We start from the raw sequence: 18034 nt of genomic DNA on the forward strand, positions 1-18034 counted from the left end.
GGTCAATCCGCCGCGGCCGCCAGCGCATCCAGCACGCCCGCCAGGCCGTCGCGCCAGTCCGGGAGCGCGACGCCGAAATCGCGCTGCAGCGAGGCGGTATCCAGGCACGAATAGGCCGGGCGGCGCGCAGGCGTCGGATAGTCCGCCGTGGCGATCGCTTCGACCCGTGGCGCGCGCGCCAGCAGGCCGCGCGCCACCGCACCGGCGAAGATCGCCTCGGCGAAGCCGTGCCAGCTGGTCTGGCCGGCCGCGGTCAGGTGCCAGGTGCCGGAGCGTTCGCCCCCCGCGGCCAGCGCCCGCGCGGTGACGTCGGCGATCAGCGCGGCCGGGGTCGGCGTGCCGACCTGGTCGGCCACCACCCGCAGGACGTGGCGCTCGGCCCCCAGGCGCAGCATGGTGCGCAGGAAGTTGTGGCCGTGGGGGGCGTAGACCCAGGCGGTGCGGAAGATCAGGTGGCGGCCGCCGGCGGCGCGGATCGCCGCCTCGCCGGCCAATTTGCTCGCGCCGTAGACGCCGAGCGGCGCAGTGGCATCGTCGGGCCGGTACGGGCGCGTGGCGCTGCCGTCGAATACGTAGTCGGTCGAGTAGTGCACCAGCGGCACGCCGTGCGCGGCGCACCAGCCGGCGATCGCCCCCGGCGCGCGCGCATTGGCGGCGAACGCCGCCTCGGGCTCGCTCTCGGCACGGTCGACGGCGGTGTAGGCCGCGGCGTTCACCACCACGGACGGGCGCTCGCGGTCCAGCAGCGCCAGCGCCTGGCCCGCATCGGCGAAATCGGCGCGAGCGCAAGGGCTGCCATCTGCCAGAGCGCCGCTGCGCGTTGCCGCCACCAGGCGATCGCCGCCGGCCAGCGCGCGCAGCAGCTCGCGCCCGACCTGCCCGTTGGCGCCGAAGACCAGGATCGTCATGGCGCGTAGACCGGCAGCCGTTCCTCGGCCACGTCGGCCAGCCGCGGCGCCGCGGCGTCCTTGTCCGACAGCACGGGCGATGCGATCGGCCAGTCGATGCCGATGTCCGGATCGTCCCAGCGCACGCCGGCGTCGGCCTCCTTCACGTAGACGTCGGTGCACAGGTAGCTGAAGACCGCGCGCTCGGACAGCACCGCGAAACCGTGCGCAAAGCCCTCCGGAATCCAGAGCTGCCTGCGGTTCTCCGCGCTCAGCACCACGCCGATCCAGCGACCAAAGTGGGGCGAACCGCGGCGAATGTCCACGGCAACGTCGAAGACCTCGCCTTCCAGCACGCTGACCAGCTTGCCCTGCGGCCGCGGCCACTGGTAGTGCAGGCCGCGCAGCACGCCCTGGGCCGAGGACGAGACGTTGCTCTGCACGAAACGAGTCGGCAGCCCGTGCTCGCCGAAGCGTTCGGCATTCCAGGTCTCGAAGAAAAAGCCGCGCGCATCGCCGAACACCGCAGGCTCGATGATCGTGCAGCCCGGCAATTCGGTGCGTTCGATCTTCATGGCACCACCCCGCGCTGCGCCAGCGTGTGCAGGTACTGGCCGTAGCCGTTCTTGCGCAGCGGGGCGGCCAGCGCCTCCAGCTGCTCGGCGTCGATCCAGCCCTGCCCGAATGCGATCTCTTCGGGGCAGCAGACCTGCAACCCCTGCCGGGTCTGGATGGTCTCGATGAAGTTGGCCGCCTCGTGCAGTGACTGGTGGGTGCCGGTGTCGAGCCAGGCATAGCCGCGGCCGAGTTGCTCGAGATACAAGGCGCCCTCGTCGAGATAGCGGCGGTTGAGGTCGGTGATCTCCAGCTCGCCGCGCGGCGAGGGCTTCAGCTCGGCGGCGTAGTCGCTGGCGCGGCCGTCGTAGAAGTACAGCCCCGTCACCGCGTAGTTGGAGCGCGGGCGTTCCGGCTTCTCGGCGATGTCGATCACCTTGCCTTGCGCGTCGAACTCGGCCACGCCGTAGCGCTCTGGATCGTTGACCCAGTAACCGAAGACCGTCGCACCGTGCGTACGCGCATCGGCACGGTGCAGGATGTCGCGAAAGCCGTGGCCATGGAAGATGTTGTCGCCCAGCACCAGACAGCTCGGCTGACCGCCCACGAAATCGCGCCCGATCAGATAGGCCTGGGCCAACCCATCCGGACTCGGCTGCACGGCATACTGGATGTCCATGCCCCACTGCGCGCCGTCGCCCAGCAGCGCCTGGAACAGCGCCTGTTCGTGCGGGGTATTGATGATCAGCACCTCGCGGATGCCCGCCAGCATCAGCACGCTGAGCGGGTAGTAGATCATCGGCTTGTCGTAGACCGGCAGCAGTTGCTTGCTCACGCCCTTGGTGATCGGGTACAGCCGCGTCCCGGAGCCGCCGGCGAGGATGATGCCCTTGCGCGCGGTCATGCCGTGGCCCCCATGCGCTCCAGCCGGTAGCTGCCGTCGAGGATGCGCTGCACCCAGTCCTGATTGGCCAGGTACCAGTCGACCGTCTTGGCGATGCCGCTGTCGAAGTCGTGGCGCGGGCGCCAGCCGAGTTCGTCGCGCAGCTTGGAAGCGTCGATGGCGTAGCGCCGGTCGTGACCCGGGCGATCGGCGACGAAGGCGATCTGGCTGCTGCGCGGCCGGCCGTCCTCGCGCGGGCGGCGCTCGTCGAGCAGGCGGCAGATCGTGCGCACGACCTCGATGTTCTCGCGCTCGGCATCGCCGCCGACGTTGTAGGTCTCGCCCACCTGCCCCTTCGCCAGCACCGTGCGGATCGCTTCGCAGTGATCGGTCACGAACAGCCAGTCGCGCACCTGCCGGCCGTCGCCGTACACGGGCAACGGCTCTCCGGCCAGCGCCTTGGCGATCGTCAGCGGAATGAGCTTCTCCGGGAAGTGATAGGGCCCGTAGTTGTTGGAACAGTTGGTGGTGAGCGTCGGCAGGCCATAGGTGTGGTGGAAGGCGCGCACCAGGTGGTCCGAGGCGGCCTTGGAGGCCGAATACGGCGAGTTCGGCGCGTACGGGGTGGTCTCGGTGAACTTGCCGGTCTCGCCGAGCGAGCCGTAGACCTCGTCGGTGGACACGTGCAGGAAGCGGAACGCCGCCTTGACCTCCCCGTCGAGCGCCTTCCAGTAATCGCGCACGGCCTCCAGCAGGGCCAGGGTACCGACCACATTGGTCTGCACGAACGCCGCCGGTCCGTCGATGGACCGATCGACGTGACTTTCGGCGGCGAAGTTGAGCACCGCATCGGGCCGATACTCGGAAAGCAGGCGCGCCACCAGCGCGCGGTCGCCGATGTCGCCGTGCACGAACACGTGGTCCGGATTGCCCTCGAGCGAGGCCAGCGTGTGCAGGTTGCCCGCATAGGTCAGCGCGTCGAGGTTCACCACGCGCGCGCCCTGGCGCACCGCCTCGAGTACGAAGTTGCCGCCGATGAAGCCGGCCCCGCCGGTCACGAGCCAGGTTGGCACTGGGTAGATCTCCTTGTGGGGGCGCAACGCGCCGAGTCGAGGTAAAGCCGCTGAAACAGGATATACGCTTCCCGGCGTCCGCCGCCCGGCCAAAGCTGAACTCAGGGCCGGTCGCACGGCCGCCCCCCAGCCGCTAGAATCCCGGGGTTCGCCCCGGGCCGGCCGCCGCGGCCGGGAGAGACCCGCCAGCATTCAAGGAATCCCGCTCTGATGAAGATCCTCGTCGCCTACAAGCGCGTGGTGGACTACAACGTCCGCATCCAGGTCAAGCCGGACGGCTCCGGCGTCGTCACCGACGGCGTCAAGCTCTCGCCAAACCCGTTCGACGAGATCGCGCTGGAAGAAGCCCTGCGCCTGCGCGACAAGGGCGTCGCCAGCGAGGTCGTGGTCGCCACCATCGCCCCGGCGGACGCCCAGCCGCACCTGCGAAACGGCCTGGCCATGGGCGCCAACCGCGCCATCCACGTGGTCAGCGACCGGGCCATCCAGCCGCTGACCGCGGCCCGCACCCTGCTCAAGCTGATCGAGAGGGAGCAGCCCGGGCTGGTCCTGCTGGGCAAACAGGCCATCGACGACGACGCCAACCAGACCGGGCAAATGCTGGCCACGTTGTGGTGCCGCCCGCAGGCCACCTTCGCATCGAAGCTGGAGGTCGCGGGCGACAAGGCCACCGTGATCCGCGAGGTGGACGCCGGCCTGGAGACCCTGGAAGTGGACCTGCCGGCGGTGGTCACCACCGACCTGCGCCTCAACGAGCCCCGCTTCATCAAGCTGCCCGACATCATGAAGGCCAAGAGCAAGCCGCTGGAAACGATTCCCTTCGCCGATCTCGGCGTCGATCCCGGCGACTTCCTCGAGACCACGCACTATGCCGCGCCCGCCGGCCGCAGCCGCGGTGTGATGGTCAAGGATGCCGCCGAACTGGTCGCCAAGCTCAAGGAAAAGGGCCTGCTGTAACCCGTCCCATCGCCGCTTCCGCAGGGAAGCGCGGGGCCGGGGCGCGCGGCCGACGCCGCCGCGACCCGCCCCACTCTCAGGAGAACGTCATGTCCAAGGTTCTGATCGTCGCCGAGCACCACGAAGGCCGGCTCAACGGCGCCACCGCCAAGTGCGTCGCCGCCGCCGGCGCGCTGCAGCCCGAGGCCGTCGACATCGTCGTCCTGGCCGCGGACGCCGCGCCCGTGGCCGCCGAGGCTGCACAGATCGAAGGCGTGCGCAAGGTACTGGCGGTCAGCGCCGAGGCCAATGCGCACCCAATCGCGCAGGTGCTGGGGCCGCAGGTGGCCAAGCTCGCCCAGGGCTACAGCCACGTGTTCGGCCCCTCCACCACGTTCGGCAAGGACCTGATGCCGGTCGTCGCCGCCCTGCTGGGCACCGCGCAGGTCTCCGACGTGATGGCGGTGGAAAGCACGCACACCTTCAAGCGCCCGATCTACGCCGGCAACGCGATCGTCACCGTCCAGGCGCCCACCGACCGGCCGGTCGTGGCGACCGTGCGCTCCGCCTCCTGGCCGGAAGCCGCCCGCGGCGGCAGCGCGGAGGTCGAAGCCGTATCGGTGGAGGCCCAACTGCCCAGCCACACCCGCTTCGTCGGCCTGGCGGCCGGCAGCAGCGACCGCCCCGATCTGCAGAGCGCGCGCCGCGTCGTCGCCGGCGGCCGCGGCGTCGGCTCGGAGGAGAACTTCCGCATCATCTTCGACTTCGCCGACAAGCTTGGCGCGGCGGTGGGCGCCTCGCGCGCGGCCGTGGACGCGGGCTACGTGCCCAACGAACTGCAGGTCGGCCAGACCGGCAAGATCATCGCGCCCGAGCTCTACGTCGCCATCGGCATTTCCGGTGCGATCCAGCACCTGACCGGCATCAAGGACGCCGGCACCATCGTCGCCATCAACAAGGATGCCGACGCGCCGATCTTCGAGATCGCCGACATCGGGCTAGTGGGGGATTTGTTCAAGGTGCTGCCGGAGCTGGAAGCGACGCTCTGACAGTCCAACAACGCGCGACAGCGAGTGCGCCCATTATTGCGTCTAAGCAGCAAGGCCTCGTCCGCTGCATGGCTTTGCGTCGCAGCGGCGTGTTATTTCATCGCGCTGCTCTGGCTGGAACACGACCTGGAAATCATGAGCCGGTTGCGCTCGATCTCCGGGCCGCTCTTGGCGACGCTGCCGCTGGCCCTCGGCAGCTTCGCTTTGCGTTTTCTCCGCTGGCGGCTCCTGCTGGAGCGGTCGGGCCATCCCATCGCCCTGTCGAGCTTTTCCGCCTATCTCGCCGGCTTCGCCTTCACGGCCTCGCCCGGAAAAGCAGGTGAGCTGATCCGGATCCGCTATTTCCTCCGGCAAGGCGTGCCAGCAGCACGGACGATCTCGGCATTCGTCTTCGAGCGGGCATGCGATCTGGCTGTCGTGCTGGGGCTCGCCGCGGTGGTCGCGGTGTTGGTGCCGGCGTTCGCCCTACTGGCAGTCGTCATCGCCGCGATTCTGGCCGCGATCGTGCTCTGCGCCCGGGCCCCTCTCGTGCTGCGCCTCCTCCGACGCGGTATCCACGTCAGGGCACCAGGGCACTGGATCGCACGCGCTGCGGCAGCGCTACTGGACGGGCTTGCCGGCGTCCGCCCATTGCTCGCTTGGCAGACCGTCCGCCCTAGCCTGGGCCTGGGCGCGCTCGCGTGGCTGCTTCCGAGCATCGCGTTCGGCGTGCTGTGCAAGGCCCTGGGTATCTCGCTCCCCTGGTGGACCCTGATCGGCCTATACCCGGCGGCCATGCTGATCGGCGCTTTGTCGTTCGTGCCTGGCGGCCTGGGAACGACCGAAGCGGCGATCGTAGTGCTCCTGGGCACCCTCGGCATAGATTTTCCCGACGCGATAACGGTTGCGATCGCGATCAGATTGGCGACTCTTTGGGTGTCCATCGTGCTGGGGATGGCATGCCTCGCCTGGCTGGAGTTGCGGCCCGCGCTCGCTAACCGCTGATCGACCGTCACGGCCGCTGCCTGCGCCGCGGTGGCCGCCCGCGGCCACGCCCGACAACCGCGAGGAGGCCAGCTGCTCGCGCTGCTCGCGCGCAACCCGCTTTATCTCCTGATGCTGCCGCTATGGCTGTTGCGGGGTAAAGCAGCGCTCAAGCGAGAGCTCGCCCGGCGCGTACAGCTCCCACCCGATGCCCTGCCCTACAACCCGGCAGTGCTTGAACTCCTGAGGACGACCACACAACGGCCCAGAGTGCTCTGCACTGCGTCAGACATGCTGCTGGTGGAGCCGATCGCCAAGCACCTTGGGCTCTTCGAGCAGGTCATCGCAAGCGATGGGCAACGCAATCTCGCCGGATCACACAAAGCGCAAGCGCTTGTGGACGCATTCGGCGAAAAGAACTTTGATTATGTGGCCAACGGCCGCGTCGACCTCGAAGTCTGGCGGCACGCATCCGGCGCCTGGGTCGTCAATAACGACACCGCGCTTGCGGAGGCCGTTGCGCGTCTTACTCGCGTTCATGCCCACTGGCCAGCGCCTGCCCGAGCAAAGGCTTGGCTCAAGGCACTGCGCCTGCACCAGTGGCTGAAAAACCTGCTGGTCCTGGTGCCCCTGGTGATGGCGCATAGAGTGTTCGAGCCAGACGCTCTTTGGCAGGCCATGATCGCAGTGGTGTCCTTCGGATTGTGCGCATCCGGCGTCTATGTGCTCAACGACCTGCTCGACCTGGTCCCGGATAGGCAGCACCCCCGCAAGCGGCAACGCCCATTCGCAGCCGGACATCTGCCGCTTCTGCAGGGGATATTCGCAGCGCCAGCGCTGACGCTCGCGGGATTGGCCCTCTCCATCGCGTGCGGACTCAATTTCACTCTTGTGCTGTTGACGTACTACGTCCTCACCCTGGCATATTCGCTGCGCTTCAAGCGCATCGTAATGATCGACGTCGTCATGCTCGCTGGGCTCTATACGGTGCGCATCATCGGCGGCGCTGTCGCCATCGACGCGGAGCTGTCGTTCTGGCTGCTGGCGTTCTCGATGTTCATGTTCCTCTCGCTCGCCCTGCTCAAACGGTATACCGAATTGCACGCCATGCTGGCCAGCGGAAAGAACAAGGCGAGCGGCAGAGGCTATTCCGTAGAAGACCTGCCGCTCCTCCAATCGCTAGGCGCGGCTTCCGGATACATCGCGGTCATGGTGATGGCGCTCTATATCAATAGCCCGCAGAGTCTGGAGCTGTATACCCGGCCCCAGGCATTGTGGCTGCTGTGTCCAGTCCTGCTGTACTGGGTGAGCCGTGTGTGGATCGTGGCCCATCGCGGCCAGATGCACGACGACCCGATCGTCTTCGCCGCTACCGATCGCGTCAGCCAAGTGGTTGTCGCGCTCTGCGGCATCTTCCTGCTGAGCGCTATCTGATGCCGCGAGCAGGCGAGTCCTGGGGCAGATATCCCCGCGTCGAGCAGCGTATGGTGCGGCTCGTCGACCGCGACGCCGCCATGCCCGCTTTCGACGGACACGCACTGCCCCACGGGAACGGCCGGAGCTACGGCGACAGCTGCCTCGATCCCGGCGGCACGCTGCTGCATGCGCGCGGGCTGGACCGCTTCATCGCCTTCGACCCGGCCACGGGCATCCTGCGCTGCGAGGCCGGGGTCACCCTGGCGGAGATCATCGAACTGGTCTTGCCTCTGGGCTGGTTCCTGCCGGTGACGCCCGGCACCCGCTACGTGACGGTCGGCGGGGCCATCGCCAACGACGTACACGGCAAGAACCACCATCGCGTCGGCACCTTCGGCCATCATGTGCGCTCGCTGGAGCTGTTGCGCAGCGACGGCAGCCGCCGGAACCTCGTTCCCGGGGCGTCCGGCGGATGGTTCGAGGCGACCGTGGGGGGCCTCGGGCTCACCGGGCTCGTCACCTGGGCCGAACTGCAGCTGCGACGTGTGCCCGGCCCCTACCTGGAGACGGAGAACGTCCGCTTCGGCAATCTGGACGAATTCTTCGCGCTCTCGCGGGAGAGCGCCGACCGCTTCGAGTACAGTGTCGCCTGGATCGACTGCCTGGCGAGCGGGCACGCCTGCGGCCGCGGGCACTTCACCCGCGCCGACCACGCGACGCAGCTGCTTTCCAAGCGGCCGCCCGCCCCTGGACAGGGACTAGCGATCCCGCTGACCCCGCCTGTTTCGATGGTCAACCGGCTGACGCTGCGGCCCTTCAACGCCGCCTACTACTGGCGGCAGCCCGCGCCGCGCAAGCGGCAGACGAGCCACCTGCTGCCCTTCTTCTACCCGCTGGACGGCATCCGGGACTGGAACCGCATGTACGGACCGAACGGTTTCCTCCAGTACCAGTGTGTGCTGCCCCCATCGGAGGCGCACGCAGGGATCGCCGCATTGCTCGCCGAGATCGCCAAGAGCGGCAGCGGCTCCTTCCTCGCGGTGCTGAAGGAATTCGGCGGCCGCCCCTCGCCGGGCATGCTGTCGTTTCCCCGCGCCGGCACCACGCTCGCACTGGATTTCCCGAATACCGGAGACAGCGTGCTCCAACTGCTCGGACGCTTGGATCGCATCGTCGACGAGGCAGGAGGCGCGATCTATCCTGCCAAGGATGCGAGAATGCCGGGCGCTTCGTTCAGGCGGGCGTACCCCCGCTGGACCGACTTCCGCGATTTCGTCGATCCACGCCTTTCCTCCGGCCTTTGGCGCCGAGTCATGGAGTAGAGATGCAACGCGTTCTCATCATCGGCGCCACGTCGGCGATCGCGGAGGCCGCAGCGAGGCGCTTCGCCGCCCGCGGCGCCGCCATCCATCTGCTGGGCCGCCAGCACGCGCGGCTTCAGGCCATCGCCGACGATCTCGGCACGCGCGGCGCCCGCGTCAGCATTGGCATCCTGGACGTCAACGACGTCGACGAGCACGGCCAAGCGCTCGACGCCGCCTGGACCGAGCTGGGCGGCGTCGATGTGGCCCTGATCGCCCACGGCACCCTTCCAGACCAGGACGCGTGCGACGCATCGGTGGATCTGGCGCTGCGCGAGTTCGAGACCAACGGCACGGCGACGATCGCGCTGTGCGCCGCGCTGGCCCAACGACTCCGGGCCGGCAGCACGCTCACCGCAATCTCGTCCGTCGCCGGCGACCGGGGGCGTGCCAGCAACTATCTTTACGGCAGCGCCAAGGCAGCCGTCAGCGCCTACCTGAGCGGTTTGGGGCAACGCTTGCGCCCGTCCGGCATCAACGTGCTGACCGTCAAGCCCGGCTTCGTCGATACGCCCATGACTGCGTCCTTCCAAAAGGGGCCGCTCTGGGCGACGCCGGACAGGGTGGGACGGGGCATCGTCCGGGCGATCGATCGTCGCAAGGCCGTGGTGTATCTGCCCGCGTTCTGGTGGGCGATCATGTACGTCATCCGCGCCATCCCCGAGCCAATCTTCCGCAGGATCCGCCTCTGACATGACCGACAAGCACGCGAAGATCGTCATCACCGGCGCAGCCGGCCTGGTAGGCCAGAACCTGATCGTTGAGCTCGAACAGCAGGGCTATACTCGGCTGGTCGCGATCGACAAACACGCGCACAATCTCGGCATCCTCCAGGGCCTGCATCCGCAGGTTCGCACCGTCCTGGCCGATCTCGCCGAACCCGGGGAATGGTCGGAAGAGTTCCGGGACGCAAGCTGCGTGGTGCAACTGCATGCGCAGATTACCGGGAAGACGACCGAGATATTCAACAGGAACAACCTGACCGCGACCCGGCACGTGCTCGACGCCATGAAAGCGGCTGCCGTGCCCTACCTGGTGCACATCAGTTCGTCGGTCGTCAACTCGGTGGCTGTCGATGACTACACCAACACCAAACGTGCTCAGGAGGAAATGGTGGTCTCCAGCGGGCTTCGCCATTGCGTGCTGCGTCCCACGCTGATGTTCGGCTGGTTCGACCCCAAGCACCTCGGCTGGCTATCGCGCTTCATGGCCCGGACCCCGGTGTTCCCGATCCCGGGAGACGGACGATTCATGCGGCAGCCGCTGTACGAGCGCGACTTCTGCCGCTGCATCGTCAAGTGCATCGAGCGGGAACCGGACGGCGAGATCTACGATATCGTCGGTGCCACAAGGATCGACTATGTCGACATCATCCGCACCATCAAGCGAGCCAAAAACCTGCGTACCATAATCGTGCACATTCCTATCGGGCTGTTCGCCTTTCTGCTGCGCACCTATTCCCTATTCAGCACCAAGCCGCCGTTCACCGCGGACCAACTGAAGGCGTTAAGCGCGGGAGACGATTTCAAGGGGGTTGATACGGAGGCCGTCTTTGGCGTGAAACAAACGCCATTCGAAGACGCCATCCTCGAAAGCTATACCCACCCCACGTATTCGAGCATCGTGCTGAAGCGATGACCAGGGCGCCGTTCAAGAGCCGAACCAACTGATGCATATTTTGAAGGATCCTAGCCCGACCACCGATCAGCGGGAGTGGTGGGCACGAAAATCGGCATCGGCGGCGCTCCTGCTAGCGCTTGTCGTTGTCGTTCTATACTTTCGCCGACCCGATCAGTTTTTTTCGCCCTACATTTGGGTCGAAGATGGAACCGTCAGCCTCAAGCAGTATCTCGAGCACGGGTGGCGCTATTTGGGTGAGCCCGTCGCGGGCTATCTCATTCTACCCTCGAAGCTGATCCAGCTCGCCGCGCTCTGGATCTCCGGCCTTTACTATCCGGAACTGGCGATGATCGGCACGATAGTGTTCACGTGGCTGGTCCTATGCTGCATCGCTTATGCACCGACCACGCTGCGCTGGAAGTATGTCTGCGCCATTGCGCCGCTCGTCATCCCCACTGATTCCGAAGTTTTCGGGACCTCGCATTATGCATTCTGGTGGGGGTCACTATTACTGATTCCCGCCCTGCTTTGGCGCCCCGATGCCGGGAAGCTCCCGCTCAGATTAACAATTTCAGCACTTGGTGCGCTTTCATCACCATTGGTCATCGCACTACTACCGCTATTCGTGATCAATGCGTTATGGAGACGCCGCCCAAGTGAGTGGATTCTGCTAATCTGCATGGCTGGCGGCGCCGGCCTGCAATACTATTTTATTAAGTCCACAGGAACGCCGGGGGCCGGCCTGCCTGAGCACATATCGATACTTGCAGTGGCTCAGAAATTTCTAGGGTATTTCGTATGGTGGCCCGCCTCCGGCAATGTGGCTTTGGCGCTGTCTGGAATAGTCTTGGCAGCGCTCTTGGCGGGGGCGGCATCCAGATGGCGCGAGATCCAATGGACGCATGTCGTCCTTGCCGGCGCTTTCGTGGTTTCTGTGGTGATTTCGATCGCCCGCGCGCCGGTGGAGATCATCGACCCCTTCTTCGCCGGACCACGCTACTTCTTTTATCCCTACATCCTGCTCAGCTGGACCTTGCTGCAGGTGGCATCGATCTCCCACAGGATCTTTGCTGGTGTTCTCCTGTCTCTACTTCTCGCGAGCACGCAGGCATTCGGCGCTCATGCGCCCCGCGGCCATCACCCCATGGACTGGCGCCTTGAGCTAGCAGAGTGCGCGGCGTCACGTGGCGACGAATACCTACTGCCAATCCACTTCGCCGGACATCGGGACCAGCTTTGGCACTTCAAGATCCGCCCCTCTGACTGTGCACGCCTGATCAGCCAGGGAGCCTTCGCGCGATCGCGGAGTTGATCGATGTCGGTTCATGCCCGCATCTGCCGAGAACAGGAATAGCCCCCATGGCGACCCACCGGCTCGTGGCTGGCGTCTTCGTTCGCCTGTCGGCCTATCTTGTGTTCCTTGCAGTGGCGATGCATTTCGCGGGACCCGCGCATTCGTCACCCGTAGCCGTCGAATTCGAGGGTGGCTGCGCCACATCCAGCTCACCCTACCTAGCGGACGATAGCAGACTCGAATCGGGACGCATCTCGTACTGTGATAATGGCGACGCCTGGACGGGCCGCATCCAGTCCACTGAAGTTCCAGCGGGCACGACCGCCATTCCGCTTCTATACGCCGGCTACCCATCTCTGGAAGGTATCGAGCTGACTCTCCAGGGTCCCGCCGGCATCCACCCCATAACCCTTCCCAACAGCCAGGAATCGTGGACGTCAGCGGTGCTGGAGGTTCCGCCGGAGTTCCAGCCGCATCCGTTTAAAATCGTGGCGGATGACAACGCCGCCGGCTTTGGCGGATGGATTGGACTAGGCGTAGCCAGGCATACTTCGACCAAAACCATCCTGCTCGGTGCGCTGGCGCTAGCATTGCCGCTGGCCCTGGCTCATTTATGGTGTGCCACCACGTCGACCCTAGTTGCTGGGCGGGTCGGCATGCCAGGCTGGAGAGCGGCCTGCGCGATTCTGGTCCTTGGCGGTGCCGGCGCAGTCTCTTTTTTTGCGTGGTGGGCATCCCCTGCCGCCGGCTTCGCTACCTCGAGCGTACTATTGGTCGCACCGGCGGCATGTTACCTGGCCGCAAAGGTGAGGCGCAGGCCTGTGGCTCGCTGGCTTGATGAGAGCACCGCTTTCATGCCTGTGACGTTCGCTGCCGCATTTGTTCTCTGGCTCGGCTTGTACCCTTTCGAGTGGGATGGCGCCAGCTGGGAGGTACCGGCGACCCGCTGGGCCGGCCTGCCGGTCGACAATTGGCTACCGCTTGTTCTCGCTCAAATGCTGGAGTCGGGTTCGCTGATCACGCCTATGGTAGGCGATTGGCTGAGCAGTGATCGTCCACCGTTGCAGGCCGGCCTCTATCTCATGTTTTTGCCAGCCAAGCTCGCGCCTATCGGCGTCTGGTACCAAGCCCTTGCAACTTGGTTGCAATGTCTCATCCTTGTGCCCATGGGGCATATGCTGGCAGCCTGGTTCTCCAGCCGTCGCGACAGCGTGCTCGCGATCGCCGCGGTCGTGTTCAGCCCCATCTTCCTCGTGAACACGCTCTTCGTTTGGCCAAAGCTCCTCGCCGCGACTTTCTGTCTGATCTATCACATCGCTCTGTTCTCTGGCCGGAACGCACAGATGTCCTCACGATGGCTGAACTTGGCCGCCGCGCTGGCTGCAGGCTTGGCGATGCTGTCCCACGGCGGCGCGCTTTTTGCGTTGTTGGGCACGACAGTCGCCGCACTCGCCCTGCAGCCCAAGACCGCGTTCCGACCTCTCTTATCCATCGCGCCGTTGTCGCTGGCCGTATACGCCCCGTGGATGCTATATCAGCGATACATAGACCCGCCCGGAGATCGTCTGGCAAAGTGGCATCTCGCTGGACAGATCGACGTCGACGACCGGTCTCTCGGCGAAACGCTCGCTGACTCGTATTCCGAGCTCACTCCAAGGACATGGCTGGAAGGCCGGCTAGAGAACGTCGGACACATCGCGACAGGAACGGTGGACTTTTTCCGCGCTCTCTATGAACTAATGAAGAGCTTCGGCGATCCCATGGCCCATCGAGCTGCGTGGGAACAGCTCTATGCTGGCAGCTTCTTCCATTTCTCCCACTCGCTTTGGTTCTTCGGTCCCGCCGTGGCAGCCCTCGCTTTGATTGTGTTACTTGCACGACGTCGCCGCGTGCCTCCTGGATTCATGGCGGCTTTTTTGGCGACCTGCTGCGGATTGCTCGTTTGGATCGCGGCGATGTTCGAGCCCGGGTCGGTCTCCGTGCACCAGGGCGCCTATGCATTACCGATGCTCGCGATGCTGATTGTGATGACGTTGACATGGCATGCGGCGCCCGGCCTATTCCGCAGTCTCGCGCTGTGCAGCATCCTTCTCGCCTTATATGTATTCGCCTTCGACCGCGCTCATTCCGCAGTCGTGCTGCACGGATTTTACGTGGCCGGTGTTTTTACTCTTGGCACCCTGATATTCGGTGGTTTTCTAAGCAGCACCATACACACTCCCCGATCGCACCCAAGGATTAATTGAATGACACGTTTTGCCGTTATCGGCTCCGGCCCTATGGGCCTGCGAGCTGCGACCGCGCTAATAGATGCCGGCCATAATGTCGATGTCTACGAGCGTGACGACCGCATCGGCGGCATGTCCGCGCATTTCGACTTCAACGGGCTCGACATCGAGCGCTACTATCATTTCGTCTGCCGGACCGATTACCCCCTGTTCGATCTCCTGAAGCGCTACGGCCTATCCGATCGGTTGAAGTGGACGAACACAAAAATGGGCTACTTCTATCGGGGCAAGCTCTACAAATGGGGCTCGCCGCTCGCCCTCTTGGCGTTTCCGCACCTAAGCCCGATACAAAAGATACGCTACGCCTTGCATGTCATGCATACGAAGGGGATCCGGGACTGGAGTGCGCTCGACAAGGAAGAAGCAGGGGCCTGGATTCGTAAATGGATTGGCGATGGCGCATACGAAGTAATGTGGAGAGACTCCTTCCGGCTGAAGTTCTTCGAGTACGCAGATAACTTGTCAGCGAGTTGGATCGGCACCCGGATCAAGCGTATCGCGCTGTCGCGAGAGAGCCTTTTCAAGGAGAGCCTGGGCTACTTAGAAGGAGGCTCGGATCTCGTACTGGATGCCCTGGCGGGCGATATCCAGGCGCGCGGAGGGCGCATTCTACTGGCCGCCCCGGTCCAGGAAGTGACCACCCAGGACGGGAAAGTCACTGGCATTCTGTCGGCCCGTGGCTGGGCTGCGTATGACGGCGTGCTCTCTACATCTCCGATTCAGTATGTGCCGCGCATGGTTCCCACGCTGCCTGAAGACTACCGGAGAAAGATCGAGTCCATCGAAAATATCCCTGTCGCTTGTGTGATCCTCAAGCTCAGGCACGCTATTTCCGATAATTTCTGGATGAACATAAGCGATTCGCGGATTGAAATTCCTGGAGTGATTGAGTACAGCAACTTGAATCCACTGGACGGGAAGCAACATATTCTTTACGCCCCCTTCTACATGCCGAAGACGCACCCCAAGTGGAAGAGTACAGACCAAGCTCTGATCGACGAGGTGGTGAGCTATCTGCCAATGCTCAATTCGTCCTTCGATCCCAGTTGGGTGATGGCGACGAGCTGCCATCGCTACGAGTTCGCGCAAACCATCTGTCCGCCCGGCTTCCAGGGTGCCCTTCCCCCGATGGAGTCGCCGATTGCGGGGTTCTACATGGCGGATACCGGATACTATTACCCGGAGGACCGATCGATTTCCGAAAGCCTCGACGTAGGTCGCCGTCTTGCCGAGGTAGCCCTGCGTTGATGGCGTCCCGTCAATTCCTGTTATTCATCTTGGCCGGCGGCGTCGCCGCGATCGCGAACTTCGGTTCCCGCATCATTCTCAGCTTGGCACTTCCCTACACCGCGGCGATAGCAGTTGCCTATTGCATAGGGATGGCCGCCGCCTTCGCGCTGAATCGCCGTTTCGTGTTTACACACGCGGACAATTCACTGCACTCACAAGCGACGTGGTTCATCTTGGTCAATATACTCGCGGTATTGCAGACACTCGCGATAAGCCTGCTGCTGGCACGCTGGCTGTTCCCCGTCATCGGCATGACTTTTTATCCGGAGACCGTTGCGCACGCGTTCGGAGTCGCGGTGCCTGTGGTCACCAGCTACATAGGGCACAGGGCGCTGACATTCAGGAGTCGGAAGGCATGACGGTGCACACTGGTGCAAGGACGGGGCCAGGCCCGGCCCACGAGACTACTGCGCGCCCTTGGCTATTCGTCGGAATCGTTGCACTCTGCGCCATCTTCGTCCGGCTTGTCTACGTACAACTATTTTCCTCTCCGATGCCGTTCTGGGATCAATGGGATGGCGAGGCAGACCATGTCCTCCGTCCTTGGATCGAAGGGCATTTCGGCATGGAACACCTGTTGCGCGCCCACAATGAGCACCGGATCCTCCCGACCAAACTGGTCACCATCGTGCTGTACGAGCTCACCGGTCGCTGGAGCAACATGGACGAGGCGCGTTTGAGCGCATGCATCTATGGGTTGATTCCAGCAATGCTGCTTTGGAGTGCGACCGTTGGCTCTTACGGCGGTCGCCCGACCTTGGTCCACAAAGCGTTAGCCGCGCTCATATTCCTGTTTTCCGTGCTCCCCTTCTCATGGGAGAACACCCTGGTGGGGTTCCAGAGCCAGTTTTACTTCATGCTCGCGGCCAGCATCGCGGCGGTGATCCTAGCGGCACGGCACCATAGCAACGTACTCGCAGCAGGGGGCATTTTTCTATTGTCGGCATTCGCCTGTCTCACCATGGCGTCTGGCTTGATCACGCCGCTTGTGGCGGCCTGCGTTCTCGCGATGGCGTGCGTCTTCTTACCGGGCCGGCGATGGCCTGCCGCGGTCACCAGCGTCCTCCTCCTCGCTATGGCTATCGCGGCTTATGCCACGACACCGCAGATTCCTCAGCACCAAATCCTTCGTCCGAAAACTGCGATCGCTGTTCTCGATGCGCTCAATCATCTCCTTGGATGGCCAATTACTGGTTATCATTGGGCCATGTTCTATCTGTGGCTCCCGGCACCGGTGGCCCTGACCTGGCGGGCGGCGCACAAGACGGTGACGCGCACCGACCTTGTGATGGCGGGACTTTATGGCTGGAGCCTCGTTCAAGCCCTCGCGATCGGCGCGGGCCGCGGCGAAGGCCTTGTCGAGGTGCCCTCCCGCTATGTCGAACTCCTAATACCCGGCCTTTTCGCCAATGCCTGGTTCGCTTTGTCCATGCTCGCCGGATGCTTCAGGGAACCGTGGCGCACGCGCATTCCGGCAGCGACACTATCAGTGGCGTTCTTCGCCGTCCTGATAGGCGGTCTCTTGGCCCGCACCCCGGCTGACTTCCAACAATTGCGTACGCGCTCGGAAGCGTTGGCAGTACAGCAATCCAACACCCTTCGATATCTCCGCTCCAACGATCCTGCTGCGCTCGACGTACCCTTCTTCGCCCTCCCCTACCCTGACCACACACGCCTGAAAGCGTTACTGGATAACCACTCGATCAGGCAGGCGCTTGGTTGGACATCGCCACTCCCGCCGCCCTCGGCAGAGCCCGAAGACGCGCCCGCTGGCAGTTGAGCGCAGCAAAAGATTGATCACTGGCTACGGGTCGATAGTGATTTCCGCCCCCGGAGAACATTCGACCGGCGCCGCATCTGTCATGAGAATGGATATGCGATACGAGCCAGGCGGCACGTTCACCAGATTGATGAGCGCATTGTAACCAGAGAGTCCCAGGGCTGGATTTCCAAAAGCTGCAGCCACATCCGGCCTGGAATCGCCGACCCGGATTCTAAACTGAAAGGAGCTCGCGCCCCCCACCAGAACAAGATACGCGCGATCGGGAGCCTTGCCATCGGCATCACTGACCCACCCCGCGAATACCAATGTCTCGCCTGATCGCGGGCGCGCTTCCGCCGGGCTCACGCCACCGACCGCATCCAACGCGCAGTTCCCTCCGGCGACGAGGCCGGGCGGGGGGGAGTAAGAGTTTGCCTGGGCGCCTCCGCCCCCGCTTACGGGCGTTTCGGGGACTGGCGCTTCATGCCTAGAGCAGCCAATGCCAAAGATCGCGATTAGAACAGAAGCAAGCACGGCACAACGGTAGCGCATGGAAGATCCTCAGTTAACGGTTTTTTGAGATAAGATCGACCTAGTCCGCGAGAGCCCGACGAATTTCCGAACGAGCTGGAGACCAGTCAGTTGGAGCGATTTGTA

The 18034-nt window shown here is 64.3% G+C and carries 16 protein-coding genes; 12 read left to right on the plus strand and 4 right to left on the minus strand.

Annotation, left to right across the window (positions count from 1 at the left end):
• Positions 1-2: 2 nt before the first annotated feature.
• From rfbD to rfbB, 4 genes are read right to left on the minus strand one after another with little or no spacing between them, the layout of a single operon-like run.
• A complete protein-coding gene (gene rfbD / locus Z164_RS0115020) occupies positions 3-908 on the minus strand; it encodes a dTDP-4-dehydrorhamnose reductase (RefSeq protein WP_024891505.1) in 906 nt (301 codons plus the stop codon).
• The gene (gene rfbC / locus Z164_RS0115025) at positions 905-1462 is read right to left on the minus strand and encodes a dTDP-4-dehydrorhamnose 3,5-epimerase (RefSeq protein WP_024891506.1); all 558 of its coding nucleotides are present in this window, start codon (positions 1460-1462) and stop codon (positions 905-907) included. The genes rfbD and rfbC overlap by 4 nt, the downstream gene beginning before the upstream one ends.
• Positions 1459-2346: a glucose-1-phosphate thymidylyltransferase RfbA gene (gene rfbA / locus Z164_RS0115030; protein WP_024891507.1), complete on the minus strand. Its 888-nt coding sequence runs from the start codon at positions 2344-2346 to the stop codon at positions 1459-1461. Before rfbA ends, rfbC begins: the two co-directional genes overlap by 4 nt.
• The gene (rfbB, locus tag Z164_RS0115035) at positions 2343-3398 is read right to left on the minus strand and encodes a dTDP-glucose 4,6-dehydratase (protein ID WP_024891508.1); all 1056 of its coding nucleotides are present in this window, start codon (positions 3396-3398) and stop codon (positions 2343-2345) included. The genes rfbA and rfbB overlap by 4 nt, the downstream gene beginning before the upstream one ends.
• 210 nt (positions 3399-3608) lie before the next feature.
• On the opposite strand from rfbB, the gene Z164_RS0115040 reads away from it, so the two are divergent.
• The 12 genes from Z164_RS0115040 (at position 3609) to Z164_RS0115095 (ending at position 17395) form a co-directional block, all read left to right on the plus strand.
• Positions 3609-4355, plus strand: coding sequence for an electron transfer flavoprotein subunit beta/FixA family protein (locus Z164_RS0115040; protein ID WP_024891509.1), 747 nt, complete (start codon positions 3609-3611; stop codon positions 4353-4355).
• 89 nt (positions 4356-4444) lie between these two features.
• On the plus strand, positions 4445-5383 hold the full coding sequence (locus Z164_RS0115045) for an electron transfer flavoprotein subunit alpha/FixB family protein (RefSeq protein WP_024891510.1): 939 nt from the start codon (positions 4445-4447) through the stop codon (positions 5381-5383).
• A gap of 24 nt (positions 5384-5407) precedes the next feature.
• A complete protein-coding gene (locus Z164_RS0115050; RefSeq protein ID WP_321166287.1) occupies positions 5408-6367 on the plus strand; it encodes a lysylphosphatidylglycerol synthase transmembrane domain-containing protein in 960 nt (319 codons plus the stop codon).
• Between the two features lie 30 nt (positions 6368-6397).
• Entirely contained in the window at positions 6398-7780 is a 1383-nt protein-coding gene (locus tag Z164_RS0115055; RefSeq protein ID WP_052338470.1) for a UbiA family prenyltransferase, read from the plus strand.
• Positions 7780-9084, plus strand: coding sequence for an FAD-binding oxidoreductase (locus Z164_RS0115060; RefSeq protein ID WP_024891513.1), 1305 nt, complete (start codon positions 7780-7782; stop codon positions 9082-9084). Before Z164_RS0115055 ends, Z164_RS0115060 begins: the two co-directional genes overlap by 1 nt.
• 2 nt (positions 9085-9086) lie before the next feature.
• Complete coding sequence (locus Z164_RS0115065; protein ID WP_024891514.1) at positions 9087-9815, plus strand: SDR family oxidoreductase; 729 nt, start codon at positions 9087-9089, stop codon at positions 9813-9815.
• 1 nt (position 9816) lies between these two features.
• Positions 9817-10761 carry an NAD-dependent epimerase/dehydratase family protein gene (locus Z164_RS0115070; RefSeq protein ID WP_024891515.1) on the plus strand — a complete coding sequence of 315 codons (945 nt, stop codon included), beginning with the start codon at positions 9817-9819 and terminating at the stop codon, positions 10759-10761.
• 31 nt (positions 10762-10792) lie between these two features.
• Positions 10793-12055 carry a hypothetical protein gene (locus tag Z164_RS22545; protein ID WP_152540959.1) on the plus strand — a complete coding sequence of 421 codons (1263 nt, stop codon included), beginning with the start codon at positions 10793-10795 and terminating at the stop codon, positions 12053-12055.
• 47 nt (positions 12056-12102) lie between these two features.
• Positions 12103-14283 carry a hypothetical protein gene (locus Z164_RS22550; RefSeq protein ID WP_152540960.1) on the plus strand — a complete coding sequence of 727 codons (2181 nt, stop codon included), beginning with the start codon at positions 12103-12105 and terminating at the stop codon, positions 14281-14283.
• The gene (locus Z164_RS0115085; protein WP_024891518.1) at positions 14284-15573 is read left to right on the plus strand and encodes an NAD(P)/FAD-dependent oxidoreductase; all 1290 of its coding nucleotides are present in this window, start codon (positions 14284-14286) and stop codon (positions 15571-15573) included. It begins immediately after the preceding gene.
• On the plus strand, positions 15573-15974 hold the full coding sequence (locus Z164_RS0115090; protein ID WP_024891519.1) for a GtrA family protein: 402 nt from the start codon (positions 15573-15575) through the stop codon (positions 15972-15974). The genes Z164_RS0115085 and Z164_RS0115090 overlap by 1 nt, the downstream gene beginning before the upstream one ends.
• The gene (locus Z164_RS0115095) at positions 15971-17395 is read left to right on the plus strand and encodes a hypothetical protein (protein ID WP_024891520.1); all 1425 of its coding nucleotides are present in this window, start codon (positions 15971-15973) and stop codon (positions 17393-17395) included. Before Z164_RS0115090 ends, Z164_RS0115095 begins: the two co-directional genes overlap by 4 nt.
• Positions 17396-18034 lie beyond the last annotated feature (639 nt).

Source organism: Luteimonas huabeiensis HB2, from assembly GCF_000559025.1.
GTDB classification, from domain to species: domain Bacteria; phylum Pseudomonadota; class Gammaproteobacteria; order Xanthomonadales; family Xanthomonadaceae; genus Luteimonas; species Luteimonas huabeiensis.